General features: G+C 69.9%; 14 protein-coding genes and 2 pseudogenes. 14 read left to right on the top strand and 2 right to left on the bottom strand.

Translation table 11 applies throughout. The features are described from left to right. The coding region (locus AC2W7K_RS17325; protein WP_486006456.1) for a hypothetical protein at nt 1-624 on the bottom strand (624 nt) is incomplete at its 3' end. Between the two features lie 450 nt (nt 625-1,074). Here AC2W7K_RS17325 and dcd point away from each other — a divergent pair. The 11 genes and pseudogenes from dcd (at nt 1,075) to AC2W7K_RS17270 (ending at nt 13,205) form a co-directional block, all read left to right on the top strand. Further along, nucleotides 1,075-1,653: a dCTP deaminase gene (gene dcd / locus AC2W7K_RS17320; protein ID WP_137824968.1), complete on the top strand. Its 579-nt coding sequence runs from the start codon at nt 1,075-1,077 to the stop codon at nt 1,651-1,653. A 180-nt stretch (nt 1,654-1,833) separates the two neighbouring features. Further along, complete coding sequence (locus tag AC2W7K_RS17315; protein WP_486006455.1) at nt 1,834-2,700, top strand: hypothetical protein; 867 nt, start codon at nt 1,834-1,836, stop codon at nt 2,698-2,700. Nucleotides 2,701-2,770: 70 nt separating this feature from the next. Beyond that, entirely contained in the window at nt 2,771-5,821 is a 3,051-nt protein-coding gene (locus AC2W7K_RS17310) for a Na+/H+ antiporter subunit A (protein WP_198500822.1), read from the top strand. Next, on the top strand, nt 5,818-6,456 hold the full coding sequence (locus AC2W7K_RS17305) for a Na(+)/H(+) antiporter subunit C (protein ID WP_232623757.1): 639 nt from the start codon (nt 5,818-5,820) through the stop codon (nt 6,454-6,456). The genes AC2W7K_RS17310 and AC2W7K_RS17305 overlap by 4 nt, the downstream gene beginning before the upstream one ends. Beyond that, nucleotides 6,453-8,032 (top strand): annotated as a pseudogene (locus AC2W7K_RS17300) (Na+/H+ antiporter subunit D). The gene AC2W7K_RS17305 and the pseudogene AC2W7K_RS17300 overlap by 4 nt, the downstream one beginning before the upstream one ends. Then, nucleotides 8,032-8,625 carry a Na+/H+ antiporter subunit E gene (locus AC2W7K_RS17295; protein ID WP_137824971.1) on the top strand — a complete coding sequence of 198 codons (594 nt, stop codon included), beginning with the start codon at nt 8,032-8,034 and terminating at the stop codon, nt 8,623-8,625. The pseudogene AC2W7K_RS17300 and the gene AC2W7K_RS17295 overlap by 1 nt, the downstream one beginning before the upstream one ends. Next, nucleotides 8,622-9,698 carry a monovalent cation/H(+) antiporter subunit G gene (gene mnhG, locus AC2W7K_RS17290; protein ID WP_486006454.1) on the top strand — a complete coding sequence of 359 codons (1,077 nt, stop codon included), beginning with the start codon at nt 8,622-8,624 and terminating at the stop codon, nt 9,696-9,698. Before AC2W7K_RS17295 ends, mnhG begins: the two co-directional genes overlap by 4 nt. Further along, nucleotides 9,688-10,440 carry a response regulator transcription factor gene (locus AC2W7K_RS17285; protein WP_198499935.1) on the top strand — a complete coding sequence of 251 codons (753 nt, stop codon included), beginning with the start codon at nt 9,688-9,690 and terminating at the stop codon, nt 10,438-10,440. Before mnhG ends, AC2W7K_RS17285 begins: the two co-directional genes overlap by 11 nt. Further along, a complete protein-coding gene (locus AC2W7K_RS17280) occupies nt 10,437-10,907 on the top strand; it encodes a histidine kinase dimerization/phospho-acceptor domain-containing protein (protein ID WP_486006453.1) in 471 nt (156 codons plus the stop codon). The genes AC2W7K_RS17285 and AC2W7K_RS17280 overlap by 4 nt, the downstream gene beginning before the upstream one ends. Next, a pseudogene (locus AC2W7K_RS17275) lies at nt 10,904-11,233 on the top strand (sensor histidine kinase); the annotation flags it as partial. The gene AC2W7K_RS17280 and the pseudogene AC2W7K_RS17275, both read left to right, overlap by 4 nt. Before the next feature lie 1,297 nt (nt 11,234-12,530). Further along, the gene (locus AC2W7K_RS17270) at nt 12,531-13,205 is read left to right on the top strand and encodes a hypothetical protein (RefSeq protein WP_344250388.1); all 675 of its coding nucleotides are present in this window, start codon (nt 12,531-12,533) and stop codon (nt 13,203-13,205) included. Nucleotides 13,206-13,286: 81 nt separating this feature from the next. Here AC2W7K_RS17270 and AC2W7K_RS17265 read toward each other — a convergent pair whose 3' ends face one another. Continuing rightward, nucleotides 13,287-14,717, bottom strand: coding sequence for a sugar porter family MFS transporter (locus AC2W7K_RS17265; RefSeq protein WP_486006452.1), 1,431 nt, complete (start codon nt 14,715-14,717; stop codon nt 13,287-13,289). 89 nt (nt 14,718-14,806) lie between these two features. Here AC2W7K_RS17265 and AC2W7K_RS17260 point away from each other — a divergent pair, with 89 nt between their 5' ends. From AC2W7K_RS17260 to AC2W7K_RS17250, 3 genes are all read left to right on the top strand, one after another. Further along, the gene (locus AC2W7K_RS17260; RefSeq protein WP_486006451.1) at nt 14,807-15,736 is read left to right on the top strand and encodes an SIS domain-containing protein; all 930 of its coding nucleotides are present in this window, start codon (nt 14,807-14,809) and stop codon (nt 15,734-15,736) included. Continuing rightward, nucleotides 15,733-16,680, top strand: a complete 948-nt coding sequence (locus AC2W7K_RS17255) for an ROK family protein (protein WP_344250394.1) — start codon at nt 15,733-15,735, stop codon at nt 16,678-16,680. The genes AC2W7K_RS17260 and AC2W7K_RS17255 overlap by 4 nt, the downstream gene beginning before the upstream one ends. After that, a partial coding sequence (locus AC2W7K_RS17250; RefSeq protein WP_486006450.1) for a 1-phosphofructokinase family hexose kinase occupies nt 16,677-17,591 on the top strand: 915 nt, incomplete at its 3' end. The genes AC2W7K_RS17255 and AC2W7K_RS17250, both read left to right, overlap by 4 nt.

Genomic DNA, 17,591 nt, shown 5'->3' with positions numbered 1-17,591 from the left:
GGAGTCTGCGTGGGGCGTCTCGGTCGGCGACTGCGTGGGCGTCTCGGTCGGCGACGCGGTCTCGGACGGCGTCTGCGTGGGCGTCTCGGTCGGAGTCTGAGTCGGTGTCTCGGTCGGCGACTGGGTCTCCGACGGCGTCTCAGTCGGGGCCGGGGACGTCGTCGACGGCGCCGGAGCGGTCGGACGCTCGCAGGTGCCGCCGGCTCCCGAATCGTCGATGTCGGCATCCGAGGCGACGACCTCGAAGGTCACCTTCGAGGAGTCCTTCTCGGTCTTGAGGTCTGTGAGGAAGAGCGTGTACTTGCCGACCGGCACCTGAGCGCCCTCGGTCGTCGAGAAGTAGTAGGTGCCGTTGACCTTCCCGTTCTCGTCGACGGTGAGCTGCGTCTGCGGGGTGTACTCCGTGCCGTCGGTGCCGACGACCGTGACGGTCGCCTTCTCATCCGCGGTGAACCCGGTGCCGGAGAAGCCGATGCCCTTCGTCTTGTCCGCGACGTCGGCACGGGTGATCTGGGCTGCGGACACGGTGGCCTGCGGGGTGGAGCTGTCGGGGACCGCCGAGCTGTTTTCGGGGTCGGTCGAGTTCTGCGCGCCGTCGTAGGCGCAGAGCGGGCCCTGGGGCACCGTAGGAGACTCCGTCGTCGCAAACGCCGGAGCGCCTGCGAGACCTGTCAATGCGACGGCTACTGCGGGGGCAAGCACAAGACGCGAGGTCTTCACAGTAATGCCTTTCGGTTGATCTCAACCCGCGAAAGGCGATGGAACTCCCGGCATTCCTTGGCTGAAAAGAGGAAGGCACCATCGTGCGCGGGTTCGTACAGCACACAACTCTAAGGCATTCACTCAGGCGGGTGGGGAGACACACGGAGGGAAATCAAGGAAAAATCCCGCGATCGTTATCATTTCGTGACCAAGTAACGGCGTGTCGCTCCTCACCGAGGCGGCTGCTGAGTCCCCACCGCACCCTCACCGAGGTGATTCCTCAGTCCCCGGCGCAGCCCCGCCGAGGCGGTCGGCAGGTCCCGTCGGCCTCCGAGACTGCGCGAGACGGGCCGTCCGACTACCATCGGGGATGTGACTCTCCTTTCCGATCGCGACATCCGCGCCGAACTCGAATCCGGCCGCATCGCCCTCGATCCGTGCGATCTCTCCCTCGTCCAGCCCGCGAGCGTCGACGTGTGCCTCGACCGGTACTTCCGTCTCTTCGACAACCACAAGTACCCGGTCATCGATCCGAGCCTCGAGCAGCCCGAGCTCACCCGGTTCGTCGAGGTCGCCCCCGAGGAGCCCTTCGTCCTCCACCCCGGCGAGTTCGTCCTCGCGTCGACGCATGAGCTCGTCACGCTCCCCGACGACATCGCCGCGCGGCTCGAGGGCAAGTCCTCGCTCGGCCGCCTCGGGCTCCTCACGCATTCGACGGCGGGCTTCATCGACCCCGGATTCACCGGGCACGTCACCCTCGAGCTCTCGAATGTCGCGACGCTGCCGATCACCCTGTGGCCGGGCATGAAGATCGGCCAGCTCTGCTTCTTCCGGCTGAGCTCCTCGGCGGAGAACCCCTACGGCTCGCAGATCACCGGCAGCCGGTACCAGGGCCAGCGGGGCCCGACGGCCTCCCGGTCGCACGCGAACTTCTTCCGGAGGGCCATGTGATCTCCCGGCGCGAGCTGCGGCAGCGGGAACAGGCGGAGCAGGCCGCGCGACGGCGGCCGCGCCGATCTGCGCGGGTTCCACCTCCTGCTCCTCGACGCCGAGGTCGAGGTCTCCGACGTCCTCGCGCTCGTCCACAACCGTCTGCCCGATGTTCCCGCCCGGCTCGGGGACAACGGCCAGGTGCGCCTGTCCCGGCATTCGCGGCTCAGCGCCGGGGTCGACCTCGACCCGTTGACCGCGGCCGCCCTCGAGGTTCCCGAGTGGGCGACTCACGCCGTCGTCCTCGACTGCCCGCGGGACCGGGAGCCGGCCCCGCCGCCGGACTGGTTCGCCGACGCCGACGGCCTCCACGAGGCGTTCCCCAAGGGCCTGCCCGACCGCGAGGAGGAGCGACAGCTCAGCCTCCTCCTGTCGATCGCCTCCCGCCTGCACCTCGCCGTCCGCCTCGCCGACGAGGACGGACTGCCCACCCGCGTCCTCGTCCCCGACCCCGATGCGAAGGTCGACCTCTACATCTACTCGCAGTACTGGCTCGAACCCGAGGTCGCGCTCTCCGTCGTGCGCCGCCACGCCCCGCACGCCTTCCAGCAGGCCCTGCCGACCCCCGACGCCGCGGTGCTCGCACAGGCCACGCTCGACGATCCCCTCTTCGACGCCACGGCACCGGTCGTCCTCGACGGATACTCCCTCCTCATCCCGCTCGGGGAGATCGACGAAGGGGCGGGGGAGATCGAGATCCGCGTCATCGAGGCCGAATGGGTGCCGCCGATCATCGCCGCGAGCACCGCCGAGCCGCAGATCGAGTACCACGTGCACTGGATGGACACCGAGCAGCTGCGGTACCGGCCGGGCCGTCCCCGCCGGTTCCGTCGGATGCGCGCCGAGGTGGCGACCTCGTCGATCGGATCGGTGCGGAGCTGCTCTCCCGCAGTGACGGCACGGGGCTCGATGAGAACGGGTTCCTTGTCACCTCGGGGCAGCTGCGGGGCTGAATCTCCCGATCTGAGCGAACGGCCCATTGATTGGGAGATCAGGGGTGTTCCATGAGAAAATACTGTTGAGCAGATATGACCCCATAATCCCCCTTTGAAGACGGAGGTGTCCGCCGGTGATTGCCATGACGGGAGCCTTCTTCGGGGCTGCTGTCATTGCCTATCCGCTGGTGAGGATCCTCGGCCGCAACGCCTTCTTCCTCCTCGCCCTCGTCCCGCTGGCGGGATTCATCCTCACCCTCAGCGCCGCCTCGGCGCTCTTCGGCCCCGACGGCGCCCCGGTCGTGGAGAACCTCGACTGGCTTCCCGCGCTCGGCCTGTCCGGCATCTTCCGCCTCGACATCCTCTCGTGGGTGATGAGTCTCATCGTCACCGGTGTCGGTACGCTCGTCCTCGTCTACTGCGCCCGCTACTTCCCCACCGACGAACCCGGCCTCGCCCGTTTCGCCGCGGTGTTCATGGCGTTCGCGGGCATGATGTACGGGCTCGTCCTCGCCGACGAACTCCTCGTGCTCTTCGTGTTCTGGGAGGGCACGACGGTCTTCTCCTACCTCCTCATCGGCCACAGCCAGTCCCGGCGACGGTCCCGGCAGGCGGCCCTCCAGGCGCTCATCGTCACCACGGCCGGCGGCCTCGCGATGTTCGTCGGGATGGTCCTGCTCATCACCGCCACCGGCACCGGGTCGATGTCGGCCCTCGTCGAGCGCGCGCAGCTGGGCATGGACACCGGCCCGGTCATCACCACCGCCGTCATCCTCATCCTCGTCGGCGCGGTCTCGAAGTCCGCGCTCCTGCCCTTCCACTTCTGGCTGCCCGGCGCGATGGCCGCGCCCACTCCGGTCAGCGCGTATCTCCACGCCGCGGCCATGGTCAAGGCCGGCATCTACCTCATCCTGCGGCTCGCTCCCGGCTACCACAACCTGCCGGGTTGGACGGAGATCCTCCTCACCCTCGGTCTGCTGACGATGTTCATCGGCGGGTGGCAGGCGCTGCGGCAGACCGACCTCAAGCTCCTGCTCGCCTTCGGCACCGTCTCCCAGCTCGGGTTCCTCACGGTCATGGCCGCCTTCGGGTCACCCGATCTCACCCTGGCGGCGCTCGCCCTCCTCGTCGGCCATGCCCTCTTCAAGGCCTGTCTCTTCCTCTGCGTCGGCATCATCGACCACCGTGCCGGCACGCGCGACCTCACGAAGCTCTCCGGCGGCTGGAAGGCGTTCCCCGTCGTCGCCGTGTGCGCGACGATCGCCGCGGCCTCGATGGCCGGCATCCCGCCGACGCTCGGATTCGTCGCGAAGGAGGCCGTCTACTCGACGCTGCTCGAATCGGGGACGAAGGCCGGGGTCATCGCGCTCATCGGCATCATGATCGGCTCGATCCTCACCGTCGCCTACTCGGCGCGCTTCGTGTGGGGAGCGTTCTCCTCGAAGCCAGGCGTCGACGACATCGCCCGCCGCGACGAGAACGTCACCCTCGTCATCTCCCCGATCATCCTCGCCGCCCTCACCCTCATCCTCGGGCCCGCGGCCGGCGTCCTCGACCCCTATCTCAAGGCGTGGACCTCGGTGCTGCCGACGACGAACCCGGCCGACGGCGAGTACTACCTGGCGCTCTGGCACGGCTTCGAACCCGCGCTCGGCCTCTCCGCGGTCACCGTGGCCGCCGGCCTCGTCCTCTTCTGGTTCCGCCGGACCGTCGCGAAGGTTCAGTCGACGCTGCCGGCGGGCATCGACTTCCACAACGTCTACCGCCGCCTCATCAGCGGCATGGAGGCGCTCGCGCTCTGGGTCACCGCACGCACGCAGCGCGGTTCGCTGCCGTTCTACCAGAGCGTCATCTACCTCGTCCTCATCGGCGGGGTCGGGCTCGCGCTCATCACGAACAACACGTGGCCGATCCGCTTCCAGCTCGCCGCGAGTCCGCTCGACTTCATCGTCGCCGCCGTCCTCATCGTCGTCGCGATCGCCGCGACCCGCGCGAAGAAGCGCTTCACCGCCGTCGTCGTCACCGGCATCTCCGGCTATGCCATGGTCGCGTTCTTCGCGTTCATCGGCGCCCCGGACCTCGCACTCACGCAGGTCCTCGTCGAGACGATCACGATCGTCGTCTTCGTCCTCGTCCTCCGCCGCCTGCCCGCGCGGATCGGGCAGAGCACGGGGCGCTTCACCCCGGCATGGCGGGCGATCATCGGCGCCGGCGTCGGCGTGACGATGATGGTCGTCGTCCTCCTCGCCGCCGGCGTGCGGATGTTCGACCCCGTCTCCGTGGACTTCGGCGAACTCGCCTACGTCATCGGCAACGGCCAGAACATCGTCAACGTCACCCTCGTCGACATCCGCGTGTGGGACACGTTCGGTGAGATCTCCGTCCTCGTTGCCGCCGGCACCGGAGTCGCCGGGCTCATCTTCGTCCGCGGCCGCGAGGGCCACCTCGGCCGCTTCTCCCCGGACCGCACCGGCTTCGGCCGGGCCGGACAGCTGCGCTTCCAGCCCGTGCCCGACGAGATCGGCCCGCGCCGGGAGGCCGACAGCGACCATGAGGGTCTCGAGGAGCGTCGGGCCTCGTGGCTCATCGCCGGGCGCACGCTCGCCCCGCGCAACCGCTCGATCATCCTCGAGGTCACCGCGCGCCTGATCTTCCACGCCGTCCTCGTCTTCTCCGTCTACCTGCTCTTCACCGGGCACAACACTCCCGGCGGCGGTTTCGCCGGCGGTCTCGTCGCCGGTCTCGCCCTCGTCGTCCGCTACCTCGCGGGAGGCAAGTTCGAACTCGCCGAGGCGGCCCGCTTCACTCCCTCGGGCCTGCTCGGCACCGGGCTCATCCTCTCCGTGCTCACCGCGGTCGGCGGCTGGTTCTGGGGCGATGCGGTCTTCAAGTCGATCTACGTCGAGGGCACGCTCCCGCTCCTCGGCGAGCTCAAGTTCGGCACCCCGACGTTCTTCGACATCGGCGTCTACCTCATCGTCGTCGGCCTCATGCTCGACATCCTCCGCTCCCTCGGCGCCGAGGTCGACCTCCACCAGGAGCGCGACGAGCTCCTCCTCACCGACCGCCTCAACACCTCGCTCGGCCTCACCGAGCGCATCGGCGACGAAGCCGAGCACCACGCGGTCTCCGAGATCCTCAACCGCGTCAACCACCTCGAAGTCGACAACGGCGCTGAAGGAGGACGGCTGTGAGTCTGCCCTTCGTCATGGTCCTCGCGATGGGAGTGCTCTTCGCGTGCGGCGTCTACCTCATGCTCGAGCGCTCCCTGACCCGGGTGCTGCTCGGCTTCATCCTGCTCGGCAACGCCGTCAACCTCCTCATCATCCTCACCGCCGGGCGCGGCAGGCCGCCGCTGACCGACGGGAAGAACCTCTCGACGGTGGGCATGTCCGACCCGCTGCCGCAGGCCCTCGTCCTCACCGCGATCGTCATCACCTTCGCGGTCACCGCGTTCCTGCTCGCGATGATCTATCGCTCATGGCGACTCGTGCGCGCCGACTCCCTCCAGGACGACGCCGCCGACCTCCAGGTCGCGATCACGAAGATGATCAACTCGGAGGCCGAGGCCGGCACCGACTACGACGACACCGAGTTCGGCGACGAGGCCGAGAGCCCGATCCGCGGGGCCGTCGACCTCGACGACGACGGCACCCCGGCAGAGCGGAAGGCCGAGGCCGCCGAGGAATCCGATGCGGACGTGGGCCCCGCCTCGGCGCCGGGAAGGACCACCGGGGGCACCGACAGCACACCCGGCCCCGGCCGCACCGACACGACCGGCAGAACCGACACGACCGAGAGCACACGGGAGAAGGGGGAGGACCGATGACCGAGCTCCTGCCCATCCTCGTTCCCCTGCCCGTCCTGCTGCCGCTCATGGGCGCGGGCCTCGCCCTCGTGCTGTCGAAGCACACGCGCTCGCAGAACATCGTCTCCGTGCTCACGCTCACCGCGGTCATGGTCATCGCGTTCGTCGTCCTGCTCGGGGTCGACCAGTACGGGCCGCAGGTCGTCGCGATCGGCGGCTGGGAGCCGCCGGAGGGCATCACGCTCGTCGCCGACCGGCTCTCGGCGCTCATGCTCGTCGTGTCCTCGCTCGTCACTCTCTGCGTGCTCATCTACGCGCTCAGCCAGGACGCGAACGACGATTCGAACGAGACGCCGATCTCCGTGTTCAACCCCAGCTACCTCGTGCTCTGCGCGGGCGTGGCGAACGCGTTCCTCGCCGGCGACCTCTTCAACCTCTACGTCGGCTTCGAGATGCTCCTGCTCGCGTCCTACGTCCTCCTCACCCTCGGTGCGACGGCCGAGCGGATCCGCGCGGGCGTGACCTACGTCGTCGTCTCCCTCGTCTCCTCGATCATCTTCCTCACGGCGATCGGCGTCATCTACGCGGCGACGGGCACCGTCAACATGGCCCAGCTCGCCGAGCGCCTCGACCAGCTGCCGCCGGACGTGCAGATGGTCCTCCACGTCCTCCTCCTCATCGGCTTCGGCATCAAGGCGGCGATCTTCCCGCTCTCGTTCTGGCTGCCCGACTCGTATCCGACGGCGCCGGCCCCGGTCACCGCGGTGTTCGCGGGCCTGCTGACGAAGGTCGGCATCTACGCGATCATCCGCACCGAGACCCTGCTCTTCTCCGATTCGTCGCTGCGGGTCCCGCTGCTCATCGCCGCGGGACTGACGATGCTCGTCGGCATCCTCGGGGCGATCGCGCAGTCGGAGATCAAGCGCATCGTGTCCTTCACGCTCATCTCCCACATCGGGTACATGCTCTTCGGCGTCGCGCTCGGCACGACGTTCGGGCTCGCCGCGCGATCTACTACACGGTCCACCACATCATCGTCCAGACCGCGCTGTTCCTCGCGATCGGACTCGTCGAAATGCGCGGCGGGTCGACGTCGACGCGCTCCCTCGGCGGGCTCATGGTGCTCTCCCCGGCGCTGACGATCATCTTCTTCCTCCCCGCCCTCAACCTCTCCGGCATCCCGCCGTTCTCCGGGTTCATCGGCAAGGTCGCGCTCTTCGCCGCCGGCTTCGAGGACCAGAACTGGCTGGCCACCGCGCTCATCGTCGCCGGCACCGTGACGAGCCTGCTCACCCTCTACGTCATCGGCCGCACGTTCAACCTCGCGTTCTGGCGCGACCCGGCCGACGCCGAGGAGCCGAACGAGGAGCTCGTCGAGGAGTTCGCCGAGCGCAAGCGCACGATCCTGGCCGGCGGGACCTGGCGCTCGCGGATCGGCGTGCCGGGACCGATGTTCGCGGCCACCTCGGCGATCGTCCTCGTCTCGATCCTGCTGACGATCTTCGCCGGACCCCTGTGGGACCTGTCGATGCGAGCCGCGGAGAACCTCGCCGACCCGCTCAACTACGTCAACCAGGTGCTCGGAGGTGGTGGCTGATGACGCCGCGCACACCGGTGAACAAGGGCCGCCGGATCGTCCAGCAGCTCGTCCTCGTCTTCTTCCTCGTCGTCCTCTGGGTGATGCTGTGGGATTCGCTCACGGTGCTCAGCGTCGTCACCGGCATCATCCTCGCGTTCCTCGTCACCCGGGTCTTCTACCTGCCGCCGGTCGTCCTCTCCGGCCGGTTCAACATCCTCCACGCCGCGGTCTTCGCCGGCTGGTTCCTCTACTCGATGGTCATCGCGTCGGTCGAGGTCGCGTGGTTCTCGTTCCGCCCGAAGGCCGTGGGCGCCGGATCGGTCATCGCCGCGGACCTGCGGACCCGCTCCGACCTCATGATGACGCTCGTCGCCGACACCGCGAGCCTCATCCCCGGCTCGATCATCGTCGACAGCGACCGCGCCCGCGGACGTCTCTACCTCCACGTCCTTGACGCCGACACCGACGAGAAGATCCTCGCCGCGAAGAAGCAGGTCTACGACATCGAGGGCCTGCTCATCAAGGCGCTCGGGTCGACCCGCGACCTCGCCGCGCTCAAGGTCGACCCCGACCCGCTCGCCGCGTCCGCCGAGAGAGGAGGGACCCGATGAACGGCCTCGTCGTCACCGTCATCATCGCCGTCGCGACGATCCTCTTCGCCGCCTCGGTGTTCGTCGCCCTCTATCGCGTCATCCGCGGCCCGTCGATCCTCGACCGCATGATCGGCACCGACGTCATCCTCGCCTCCATCATGTGCGGTCTCGGCGCGTTCATGGCCGTGACCGGCCGCACCGACCTGCTGCCCGTGCTCATCGTCCTCGCGATGCTCGGCTTCGTCGGGTCCGTGAGCGTGTCCCGCTACGTCTCGAAGTCCGATTCGATGACCCCGGGCGCCGAGGCGGGGGCGCTCAGCGACTTCTCCGCCTCCGACTGGCACATGCCGAAGAGCGAGACCGCCGCCACCGGTGACGCCCAGTCCGCTCGGGAGGCGGCGTGGGCCGAGGACGTCGCCCGCGGCATCTCGAACGTCCCCGACGGACCCGTCGAGATCACCGTCCGCGACGAGGTCGTCGTCCCGGATCCGGGCCCCGCCGAGGCGACGACCGCCTCGGCGACCCCCGATGACGAGCGCGGAGAAGGCGCCGGCAGCGGTCCCGACGCGGGTCCGACGACGAGCTCGCCGGGGAATCGCCTGACGGGGCGGCGGGTGCCGCGAAGGGCGACGGTCTCGCCGGGCCCACCGATGCGGTCGGGCGGCATCGGCACGACGACGGGAAGGGGGGACACGATGGTCCTTGATCTCATCAGCGCGATCCTCATCCTCCTCGGCGCGCTCCTCTCGCTCGCAGCCGCGGTCGGTCTGCTCCGGTTCGGGGACCTGCTCTCGCGGATGCACGCGAGCGCCAAGCCCCAGGTGCTCGGCCTCGTCCTCATCGCGATCGCCATCGCCATCCAGTTCCCGACGTGGGCGACGGTGACGACGCTGGCGATCATCGTCTCGTTCCAGCTCGTGACGATTCCCGTCGCCACCCACATGGTCGGTCGCGCCGGCTATCGCACCAAGCACCTGCGTCGATCTATGCTGTATCGAGATGAGCTGGCCGAAGCCGTCGATCGCGCGGAGGCCAGGGAGACGGCCCGTGAGCGCCGACGAGAGTTCGGAACGGACGAACATGACGGTTGACAACCAGCGAGACCAGCAGCCGCTGGTGCTCGTGGCCGACGACGAGCCGGATGTGCTCGGCGCGGTGGTGCCCTTCCTTCAGCGCTCGGGGTTCCGGGTGCTCGCCGCCGGTGACGGACTGCTCGCCCTCGACGAGATCCGCCGCCACCAGCCCGACGTCTGCGTCCTCGACGTGCTCATGCCCGGGGCCGACGGCCGGCAGGTGCTGCGCACCCTGCGGCAGGAGGAGAACTGGGTGCCGGTCCTCCTCCTCACCCAGGTCGGGGAGGCCGTGGAGCGGGCGATGGCGCTGGAAGAGGGCGCCGACGACTACCTCAACAAGCCCTTCGACCCCCACGAACTCGTCGCCCGGATCCGCGCGGTGCTGCGCCGGACCCGGAGTGAGGGCCCGCCGCTCGCGACCGCCCCGGTGCTCGTCTCGAGCTTCGGGCTGCGGGTCGACCGGGTCGGACGGCGCGCGTGGCTCGGGCAGCGCGAACTCGTCATCACACCCAAGGGCTTCACCCTGCTCGAATACCTCATGGTCCATCAGGACGAACTCATCGACCGCGCCCGGCTCCTCGAAGTCCTCTGGGGATTCGAGGAGGCCGTGGGCACCCGCGCCGTCGACTCCCGGGTCGCGGAGCTGCGGCGGGTGCTCGGCGAGGATGCCGCTGAGCCGCGGTGGATCGCGACCGTCCAGGGCCGCGGCTACCGTTTCGTCGGCGACGTCCACGGTGAGGAAGGACTCCGACGGATATGACGAACTTCCTGGTCATCGAGGTCCAGATCTGGCTGTTCCTCCTCATCCTCCTCCTCGTCCTCGCAGGACTCGCGGCGGCCGCGTTCTTCGGCTGGCGGCGTCTCAAGCGCCGCGAGGCCGCGCTGCGCGAGTCGATCGAGACCGCGGCTGCCGAGGATTCGCTCGCCAAGCGCAACCGGATGCTCATCCGCCTCGACCACGAGCTGAAGAATCCGCTCACCGCCCTGCGGACGTCGGCGGCGACGATCCGTGAGGTGTCCCGACAGGGCGGCACGCTCGCCGAGGTGGAGCCCTCGGCCAAGCAGGTCGACATCTCCTCCCGCCGGGTCGCGCGTCTGCTCGCCGACCTGCGCAAACTCGCCGATGTCGAGACCCGCATCATCGAGTACTCCCGCGTCACCTCGACCGCCTCATCCATCAGGCCGTCGAGGACGCCTCGACCGCACCGGGCGCCGAGGATCGGATGATCGTGGCGACGGTCGCGCGTGCTCCCTGGCGCCTGCCCGACGTCGCCGGTGAGGAGGATCTCCTCCTCACCGCGATCCTCAACCTGCTCGGCAATGCGCTCAAGTACTCCTCGCAGGCCGAGGTCGTCGAGCTCCGCGCGAACGAGCAGATCATCGACAACCATCGGTGGGTCGTCGTCGAGGTCGCCGACACCGGCAGCGGCATCCCGTTGGGGGAGCAGGACCAGGTGTGGGACGAACTCTCCCGCGGCTCGCGGGTGCGCGCCGTCGCCGGGTCGGGCATGGGCCTCTCCCTCGTCCGCTCGATCGTCGCCCGCCACGGCGGGTCGGTGCAGCTCTTCAGCCAGGAGGGCGTCGGCACCTCGGTGCGCATGGTCCTTCCCGTCCTCGCCGACGCCGATCCGGTCGGGGCACCCCCGATGGCCGAGGGCGGTGCCCACGCAGCTGCCGGATCGCATCCCGTGCAGCCGGTGCAGAACCCCGATATGCGCCACGCCCCCGGGTTCCTCCCGCCGCGTCAGCCGAGCGAGGCTGAACTCAACGGGCGGATCCTCGGCACGCCGAGGCGGACATCGAAGCGCCGCCTCGAACGCGTCGACGGCACGCTCATCGATCGCTCGACGGGGGAGTCCGTCGGCAGCGGCAGCGGGTTCCCCGTCGACTCCGGTCAGCATTCGCAGTTCAAGCCCGGAACGCGGTCGCCGCAGAGCGGCCAGCCCCAGGGCGGCTCTCCCCAGAGTGATGGTGTGCCGGTCGAGGGTCAACCGCAGAGCGGTGGCGTGCCGGTGGGCAGTCAGCCGCAGGGCCGCGGTGTGCCGGCGGGTGCGCCGCAGCCCAACAGCGGACCCCAGCGGGTGCCTCATGGCGGTCGGCAGGCCGACAGCGGTCCGCAGCAGCGACCGCCACAGCAGGGAATCCCGCGGCAGCAGGGCGTCCCGCAGCAGGGAATCCCGCAGCAGGGGGCGCAGTCTCCGCAGGGCCGGCGGGGTGATGCAGCAGGGGCCGGGAGCGCAGCGGCCGGCGGTCAGCCCGGCCCGCAACCCCACGGCGGTCAGCAGCCCGTGGGCAGCCAGCCCGGCGCTACCCGGCACAGGGTGCCGGACAGCACTCGGCTCCTGGTTTCGGTCAGGGTCCCCACCAGGGCGTCCCCGGCGCTCCGGGCGCAGGACACCAGCGGCCGGGCCAGGGGCCTCCCGCCGGAGTCCCGGGGCAGCAGGGCGGCCAGCAGTTCGGTGTCCCGGAGCACCGGCGCTTCGCCGATCCCACGCGCCGTCCGACACCGCAGCCCGGTGGTCAGCCTGGCGCTCAGCCCGGTTCTCAGCCGCAGCCGCACGACGGCCGTCAGGCGGTCGGTGGTCAGCCGCAGCCGAACGCGCAGGCGGGCTACGGCAATCGACAGCCTCAGGACAGCCGACCGCACAGTGGCCAGCCTGGCCCCGCGCCGTCAGAGAGCGTCCACCCTCAGGCCGGCCAGCCGGGCAACGCGCAGCCCCAGGGCAGCCAGCCCGGTCCGGCACAGCCTGATCCGGCACAGCCTGATCCGGCACAGCCCGGTGCGGCCGACCAGCCGTTCCCGAGCCGGCGCGACCTGCGCAGGAGGAACGACTCGCGATGACGAGACCGGTGGTCCGCACAGTCACCGCGGTCAGCGCCGCCGCCTCCCTCCTGCTCAGCGGGTGCGCCGTCCTGCAGGTCCGCACCGCCGAACGCGACTCGGGACCGCTCGCCGTCGGCGTCCAGGAGGAGCCGGGCGAGCCGACGGAGGAGCCGACCGGACCCACGATTCCCGAGGGCATGGAGATGAAGTCGCACAACCTCGGCGCGGAATGCCCGGTCAATGTCAGCTTCGCGATCGGACCCGACTGGTTCGACGGCAGCAGCAGCCCGGCGTTCATCGTCTACAGCCGGGGGACGTCGCTGACCGACAGCGACACGATCATCATCTCGTGCAATGAGGCCTTCGACGACTCGCCCAAAGCGGTCGTCGACGGGAAGAAGCAGTACCAGTTCTCCGAACAGGGATCGACGGTCAACGCCGAGCGCACCGGCTCGATCGCATCGGGCTACTTCTGGACGTACCAGGCAGTGCTCGGAGAGGACGAGATCTTCGCGATCAACCAGGAGCCGACCGTCATGTACGGCGCGACCCTGGGGTATCAGACGAACGGCCGCCTCGTGAACATCAGCGTCGAGATGCGCGCGCTGCAGACCGACGAGGCCGCCGCCGAGGACTTCAAGACAATGCTGCCGACGCTCACCGTCGACGGCGAGCCGGTACCCTCGCCGACCTTCAAATGAGCTGACGGCGGCTGCGCCGGCCCCTGGCGACCGGCCCGGGCAGCGGTGACCGCCTGGGCCGGTCGCGGGTCACCGACCGGCCTACCGGCGCGAGCTCTCGAGGCCCGTCGGCCACTTCGCGCCGTTGGCCCAGTAGGCGGAGATCTCCGAGAGGTCGCGGCCCTTCGTCTCCGGGGCGAAGCGGAAGACGAAGAGGAACGCGAGCACGGAGAGCGCACCGAAGACGAGGAAGACGCCCGCGCCGCCGATGAGCTCGAGCAGCCCGGGGAAGAACTGGGCGACGATCGCGTTGGCGACGAGGTCCGCGGTGAGCATGAGCGAGGCGCCGAGCGCCCGGTACTTCGCGGGGAAGGTCTCACCCGCGTAGACCCAGACGAGGGAGCCGAAGCCGAACGTGTAGCCCATCGTGAACGCGATGATGCCGATGACCCCGAAGACCGTGCCGCCGGTCGTGCTGCCCGCTTCGCCGCCGAGGCTGAAGGTGAGGACGAGGACGACGGTCGAGACGATCATCACCCCGATGCCGGTGAGCAGCACCGGCCGCCGCCCGAAGCGGTCGACGATGAACATCGAGACGATGACCGCGGCCAGCGCGAAGGTCTGGACGATCGCCGGCAGACCGAGGAGGGCGCCGTAGCCGCTGAAGCCCATCGACTCGAAGATCGAGGGCGCGTAGTAGATCGTCGCGTTGATGCCGGTGATCTGGATGAAGAAGCCGAGCCCGATGACGAAGAGCGTGGCCTTGAGCAGATGACCGCGGAACATGTCGACGAGGCGGCCGCTCTCCTGATTGAGCTCGGTGCGGATCTGCCCGAGGTCCCGGTCGACGTCGCGGTTCGGTTCGAGGGCACGGAGGGCATCGGCCGCCTCGGCGTCGCGTCCCTTGAGCATGAGCCAGTGCGGGGTCTCCCTGACCTTGAGCAGCAGGAGGAAGACGATCGCCGCGGGCACCGCGGCGAGTCCGAGCATGAGGCGCCACGATTCGATGAGCGCGAGTCCCCAGCACACGAGGTAGCCGGCGATGATGCCGATGACGGTCGTTACCTGGTAGGCCACGAGGAGGCCGCCGCGGACGTTCGTCGGCGAGGACTCGGCGATGAAGACGGGGACGACGGCCAGGGCGATGCCGATCGCGACGCCGAGGAGGAGGCGGGCGATGAGCAGGGAGAGGTAGCCGGGCGCGAAGCCGGAGATGACGGAGAAGACGATGTAGCCGGCGGCGATGAGGAACATCGACTTCTTGCGGCCGATCGCGTTCGACAGCGGACCGCCGATGATCGCCCCGACGATCTGGCCGATGACGACGGCGGTCGCGAGCCCGCCGAGCTCGGCGCTGCTCAGTCCCAGATCCCCTTCGAGGAAGAGGAGGGCGCCGGCGATGTTGGAGATGTCGTACCCGTAGGTGATGCCGAGTGCAACGGCCGCGAACGCGACGATCGTGACGAGCCGCGGTGCTCGCCCCAGGTCGGTGAGGAATGCCACGTGACTGCTCCTTTGCGAGATGTGAACCACAGGTAACCGTACACGAATACTATCCACTTGTGGAGAAATATGCCATGATAATGATTGATTGAATCAAAAAACGATCAGGAGAATGAGCAATGGCCAGTGGCGGCACGTTCATGGCGGAGGAGCTCCGCAGTCAGCCGGACATGTGGGAGACCACCCTGTCCTTCCCCGTCGCCGAGGCGGCCGTCCCGGGCGACGGCGAGCGGATCGCGGTCATCGGATGCGGATCCTCCTGGTTCGGTGCGCAGGTCTACGCGAACCTCCGCGAAGCAGCGGGGCAGGGGGAGACCGACGCGTTCACAGCGAGCGAGTACCCGTTCGACCGCGCGTACGACCGCGTCGTCGCGATCTCCCGGTCCGGCACGACGACCGAGGTCATCGACACGCTGGACCGCCTCGACGGCACGGTGCCGGTGACGGCGATCGTTGGCGGCGCCGACACCCCGATCGCGCGAGCGGCCACCGCTGCCATCGCGCTCGACTACGCCGATGAGCGCTCCGTCGTCCAGACGCGCTTCGGCACCTCGACGATGGCTCTGCTGCGGGCGTGGGCCGGACAGACCGCGGCCGTCGAACAGGCGATCGACCAGGCGCGGACCGTGCTCGACGGGACCTCCGCCGACTTCTCCGAGGTCGATCCCGACATCCTCGACGACGGCCTCATCGACGCCGAGCAGTACAGCTTCCTCGGCATGGGATGGACCTGGGGCGTGGCCGACGAGGCGGCGCTCAAGCTGCGCGAGTCCGCGCAGGCATGGACGGAGTCGTACTCGTCGATGGAGTACCGGCACGGTCCCATCGCGATCGCGGCCCCCGGCCGGGTGACCTGGCAGTTCGGTGAGGCCCCCGAGGGACTCGCCGGTCAGGTCGAGGCGACGGGTGCCCGCTTCGTCCAGGCCGACCGGGACCCCCTGGCCGACCTCGTCCGCCTCCACGCGCTCGCGCTCATCAAGGCCCGCCGCCTCGGCGTCGACCCCGATCATCCGCGTTCGCTGACCCGCTCCGTCATCCTCGACCGATGACGACGCGGGAGGAGATCCACCGCGTCGCCGCCGGCCAGAGCCTCGGTCCCGGACCGGTCGCGCTCGCCGTCGACGTCGGCGGGACGGGGATGAAGGCCGTCCTCTTCGATTCCGCGGGCCGGTTCGTCGACGCGATCACCGCCCCGACCCCCGAGTGCACCGACACCGCCGCCGGTGAGGTCGTCGACGTCGTCGCGGACTTCCGTGCCCGCTTCGCGACCGCTCACCCCGCCCATCCCATCGCCGAGGCGGCCGTCGTCCTCCCCGGGATCGTCGACGAGGCGACGGGGACCGGGGTGTTCTCGGCCAACCTCGGCTGGCGCGACGTCCCGTTCGCGGCGATCCTCAGCGAGCGCCTCGGCGTGCCCGTGACGGTCTCCCACGATGTGCGCTCGGCCGGGCGTGCGGAGTTCGCCTTCGCCGAGGCGATGCCGGACAACGCGGCGATGGTGACGATCGGCACGGGGATCGCGGCGGCGATCATGGTCGAGGGCACGCTCGTGTCCGCGGGCGGGTTCGCCGGGGAGGTCGGGTTCACCGAGGTCACCGTTGATGTCGCCGACGGCGTGTTCCGCGGGCCGATCGAGCACATCGCCTCGGCGGCTTCGATCGCCAGACGCTACACCGCGCGCAGCCGCCGGGACGTCTCCGGGTCGCTCGGGGTGCTCGAGGCGATGCACGACGGGGACTCGATCGCCGCCGCGGTCTTCGCCGAGGCGGTCGATGCCCTCGGTGCAATGTGCACCCAGCTCGTCGCCGTCGTCGCGCCCGAGGTCATCGTCTTCGGCGGGGGACTCTCGAGCGCCGATGAGCTCCTCGACGGGGTCGACGCCGCCCTGCGCTCCCGCCTCGACTTCCACCGTGCCCCGCGCATCCGGCGGGCCGGTCTCGGCCCGGTCGCCGGCCTCATCGGCGCGGGCCTGCTCACCCGAGGGCACGCATGACCGCGGACAGCCGGTCGGCGGACGGAGCCGGTCCGACGGTCGCCGTGCTCACGCTCAGTCCCGCGCTCGACTGCACGCTCACCGTCCCCCGGCTCGACCGGGGGCGCACCCATCGTGCGGCACCGGCCGCCGAGGTGCTCGGCGGCAAGGGCGTCAACGTCGCCCGCGTGCTCGCCGCTCTCGGAGTGCCGTCGGTCGCCTTCGGTCCCGTCGCCCGGAAGCACTGGCCGGCCGCGGGCGACGAGGAGACGGTGCGGTGGGAGCTCACCGACACCCCGGCACCGCTGCGTCGCAGCATCGCCGTCATCGAGGACTCGGGGCGCGCGACGCTCATCAACGAGACCGCCCACCCCCATCCGGCGCACGTCTGGGCAGAGCTGCGGGCCGGTCTCGCCGCCCGGCTGCGCGCACCGGGTCTGCGGGTCCTCGTCATCTCCGGGTCGACCCCGGACGACTGTCCCGCCGATCTCGTGCCCGGACTCATCGCCGCCGCCCACGCGGCCGGGGTCACGGTCATCGTCGACACGTCCGGTGCCGGTCTCCTCACCGCCGCCGAGGCGGGCGCCGACTGGGTCAAACCCAACGACGAAGAGCTGCGCGCGCTCTTCGCAGACGAGGCCGACACCGAACGCGCGAAGTGCACGGCGGCGATCGAGCAGGCGTCCTCACCTGGCACGGCGCTGGCCGGTGCGCGCCTCAGCGACACGGCCGTCGCGGTCTCCGCGTGCGGCGATCCCGTGCTCCGCGGCGCCGGACGCCTCATCGACGCGGGCGCTCGACACGTCCTCGTCTCCCGCGGCGCCGACGGCATGGACCTCGTCGATGCGACCGGTCCGCGCCGCCGGGCACGGCTCGCCCGGACCCTGCACGGCAATCCGACCGGGGCCGGGGATGCGGCCGTCGCCGCACTG

This window comes from Brevibacterium sp. LAARM2_SD2 (genome assembly GCF_057364785.1).
The sequence above is the reverse complement of the archived record's forward strand: the minus strand, read 5'-3'. Positions and strand labels throughout refer to the sequence as shown.

Excerpts from the sequence above, each read along its gene's own strand:
- AC2W7K_RS17285 (WP_198499935.1), top strand. The coding sequence starts at position 9,688 with ATGACGGTTGACAACCAGCGAGACCAGCAGCCGCTGGTGCTCGTGGCC.
- AC2W7K_RS17310 (WP_198500822.1), top strand. The coding sequence starts at position 2,771 with ATGACGGGAGCCTTCTTCGGGGCTGCTGTCATTGCCTATCCGCTGGTG.
- AC2W7K_RS17280 (WP_486006453.1), top strand. The coding sequence starts at position 10,437 with ATGACGAACTTCCTGGTCATCGAGGTCCAGATCTGGCTGTTCCTCCTC.
- AC2W7K_RS17260 (WP_486006451.1), top strand. The coding sequence starts at position 14,807 with ATGGCCAGTGGCGGCACGTTCATGGCGGAGGAGCTCCGCAGTCAGCCG.
- mnhG (WP_486006454.1), top strand. The coding sequence starts at position 8,622 with ATGAACGGCCTCGTCGTCACCGTCATCATCGCCGTCGCGACGATCCTC.
- AC2W7K_RS17255 (WP_344250394.1), top strand. The coding sequence starts at position 15,733 with ATGACGACGCGGGAGGAGATCCACCGCGTCGCCGCCGGCCAGAGCCTC.
- AC2W7K_RS17295 (WP_137824971.1), top strand. The coding sequence starts at position 8,032 with ATGACGCCGCGCACACCGGTGAACAAGGGCCGCCGGATCGTCCAGCAG.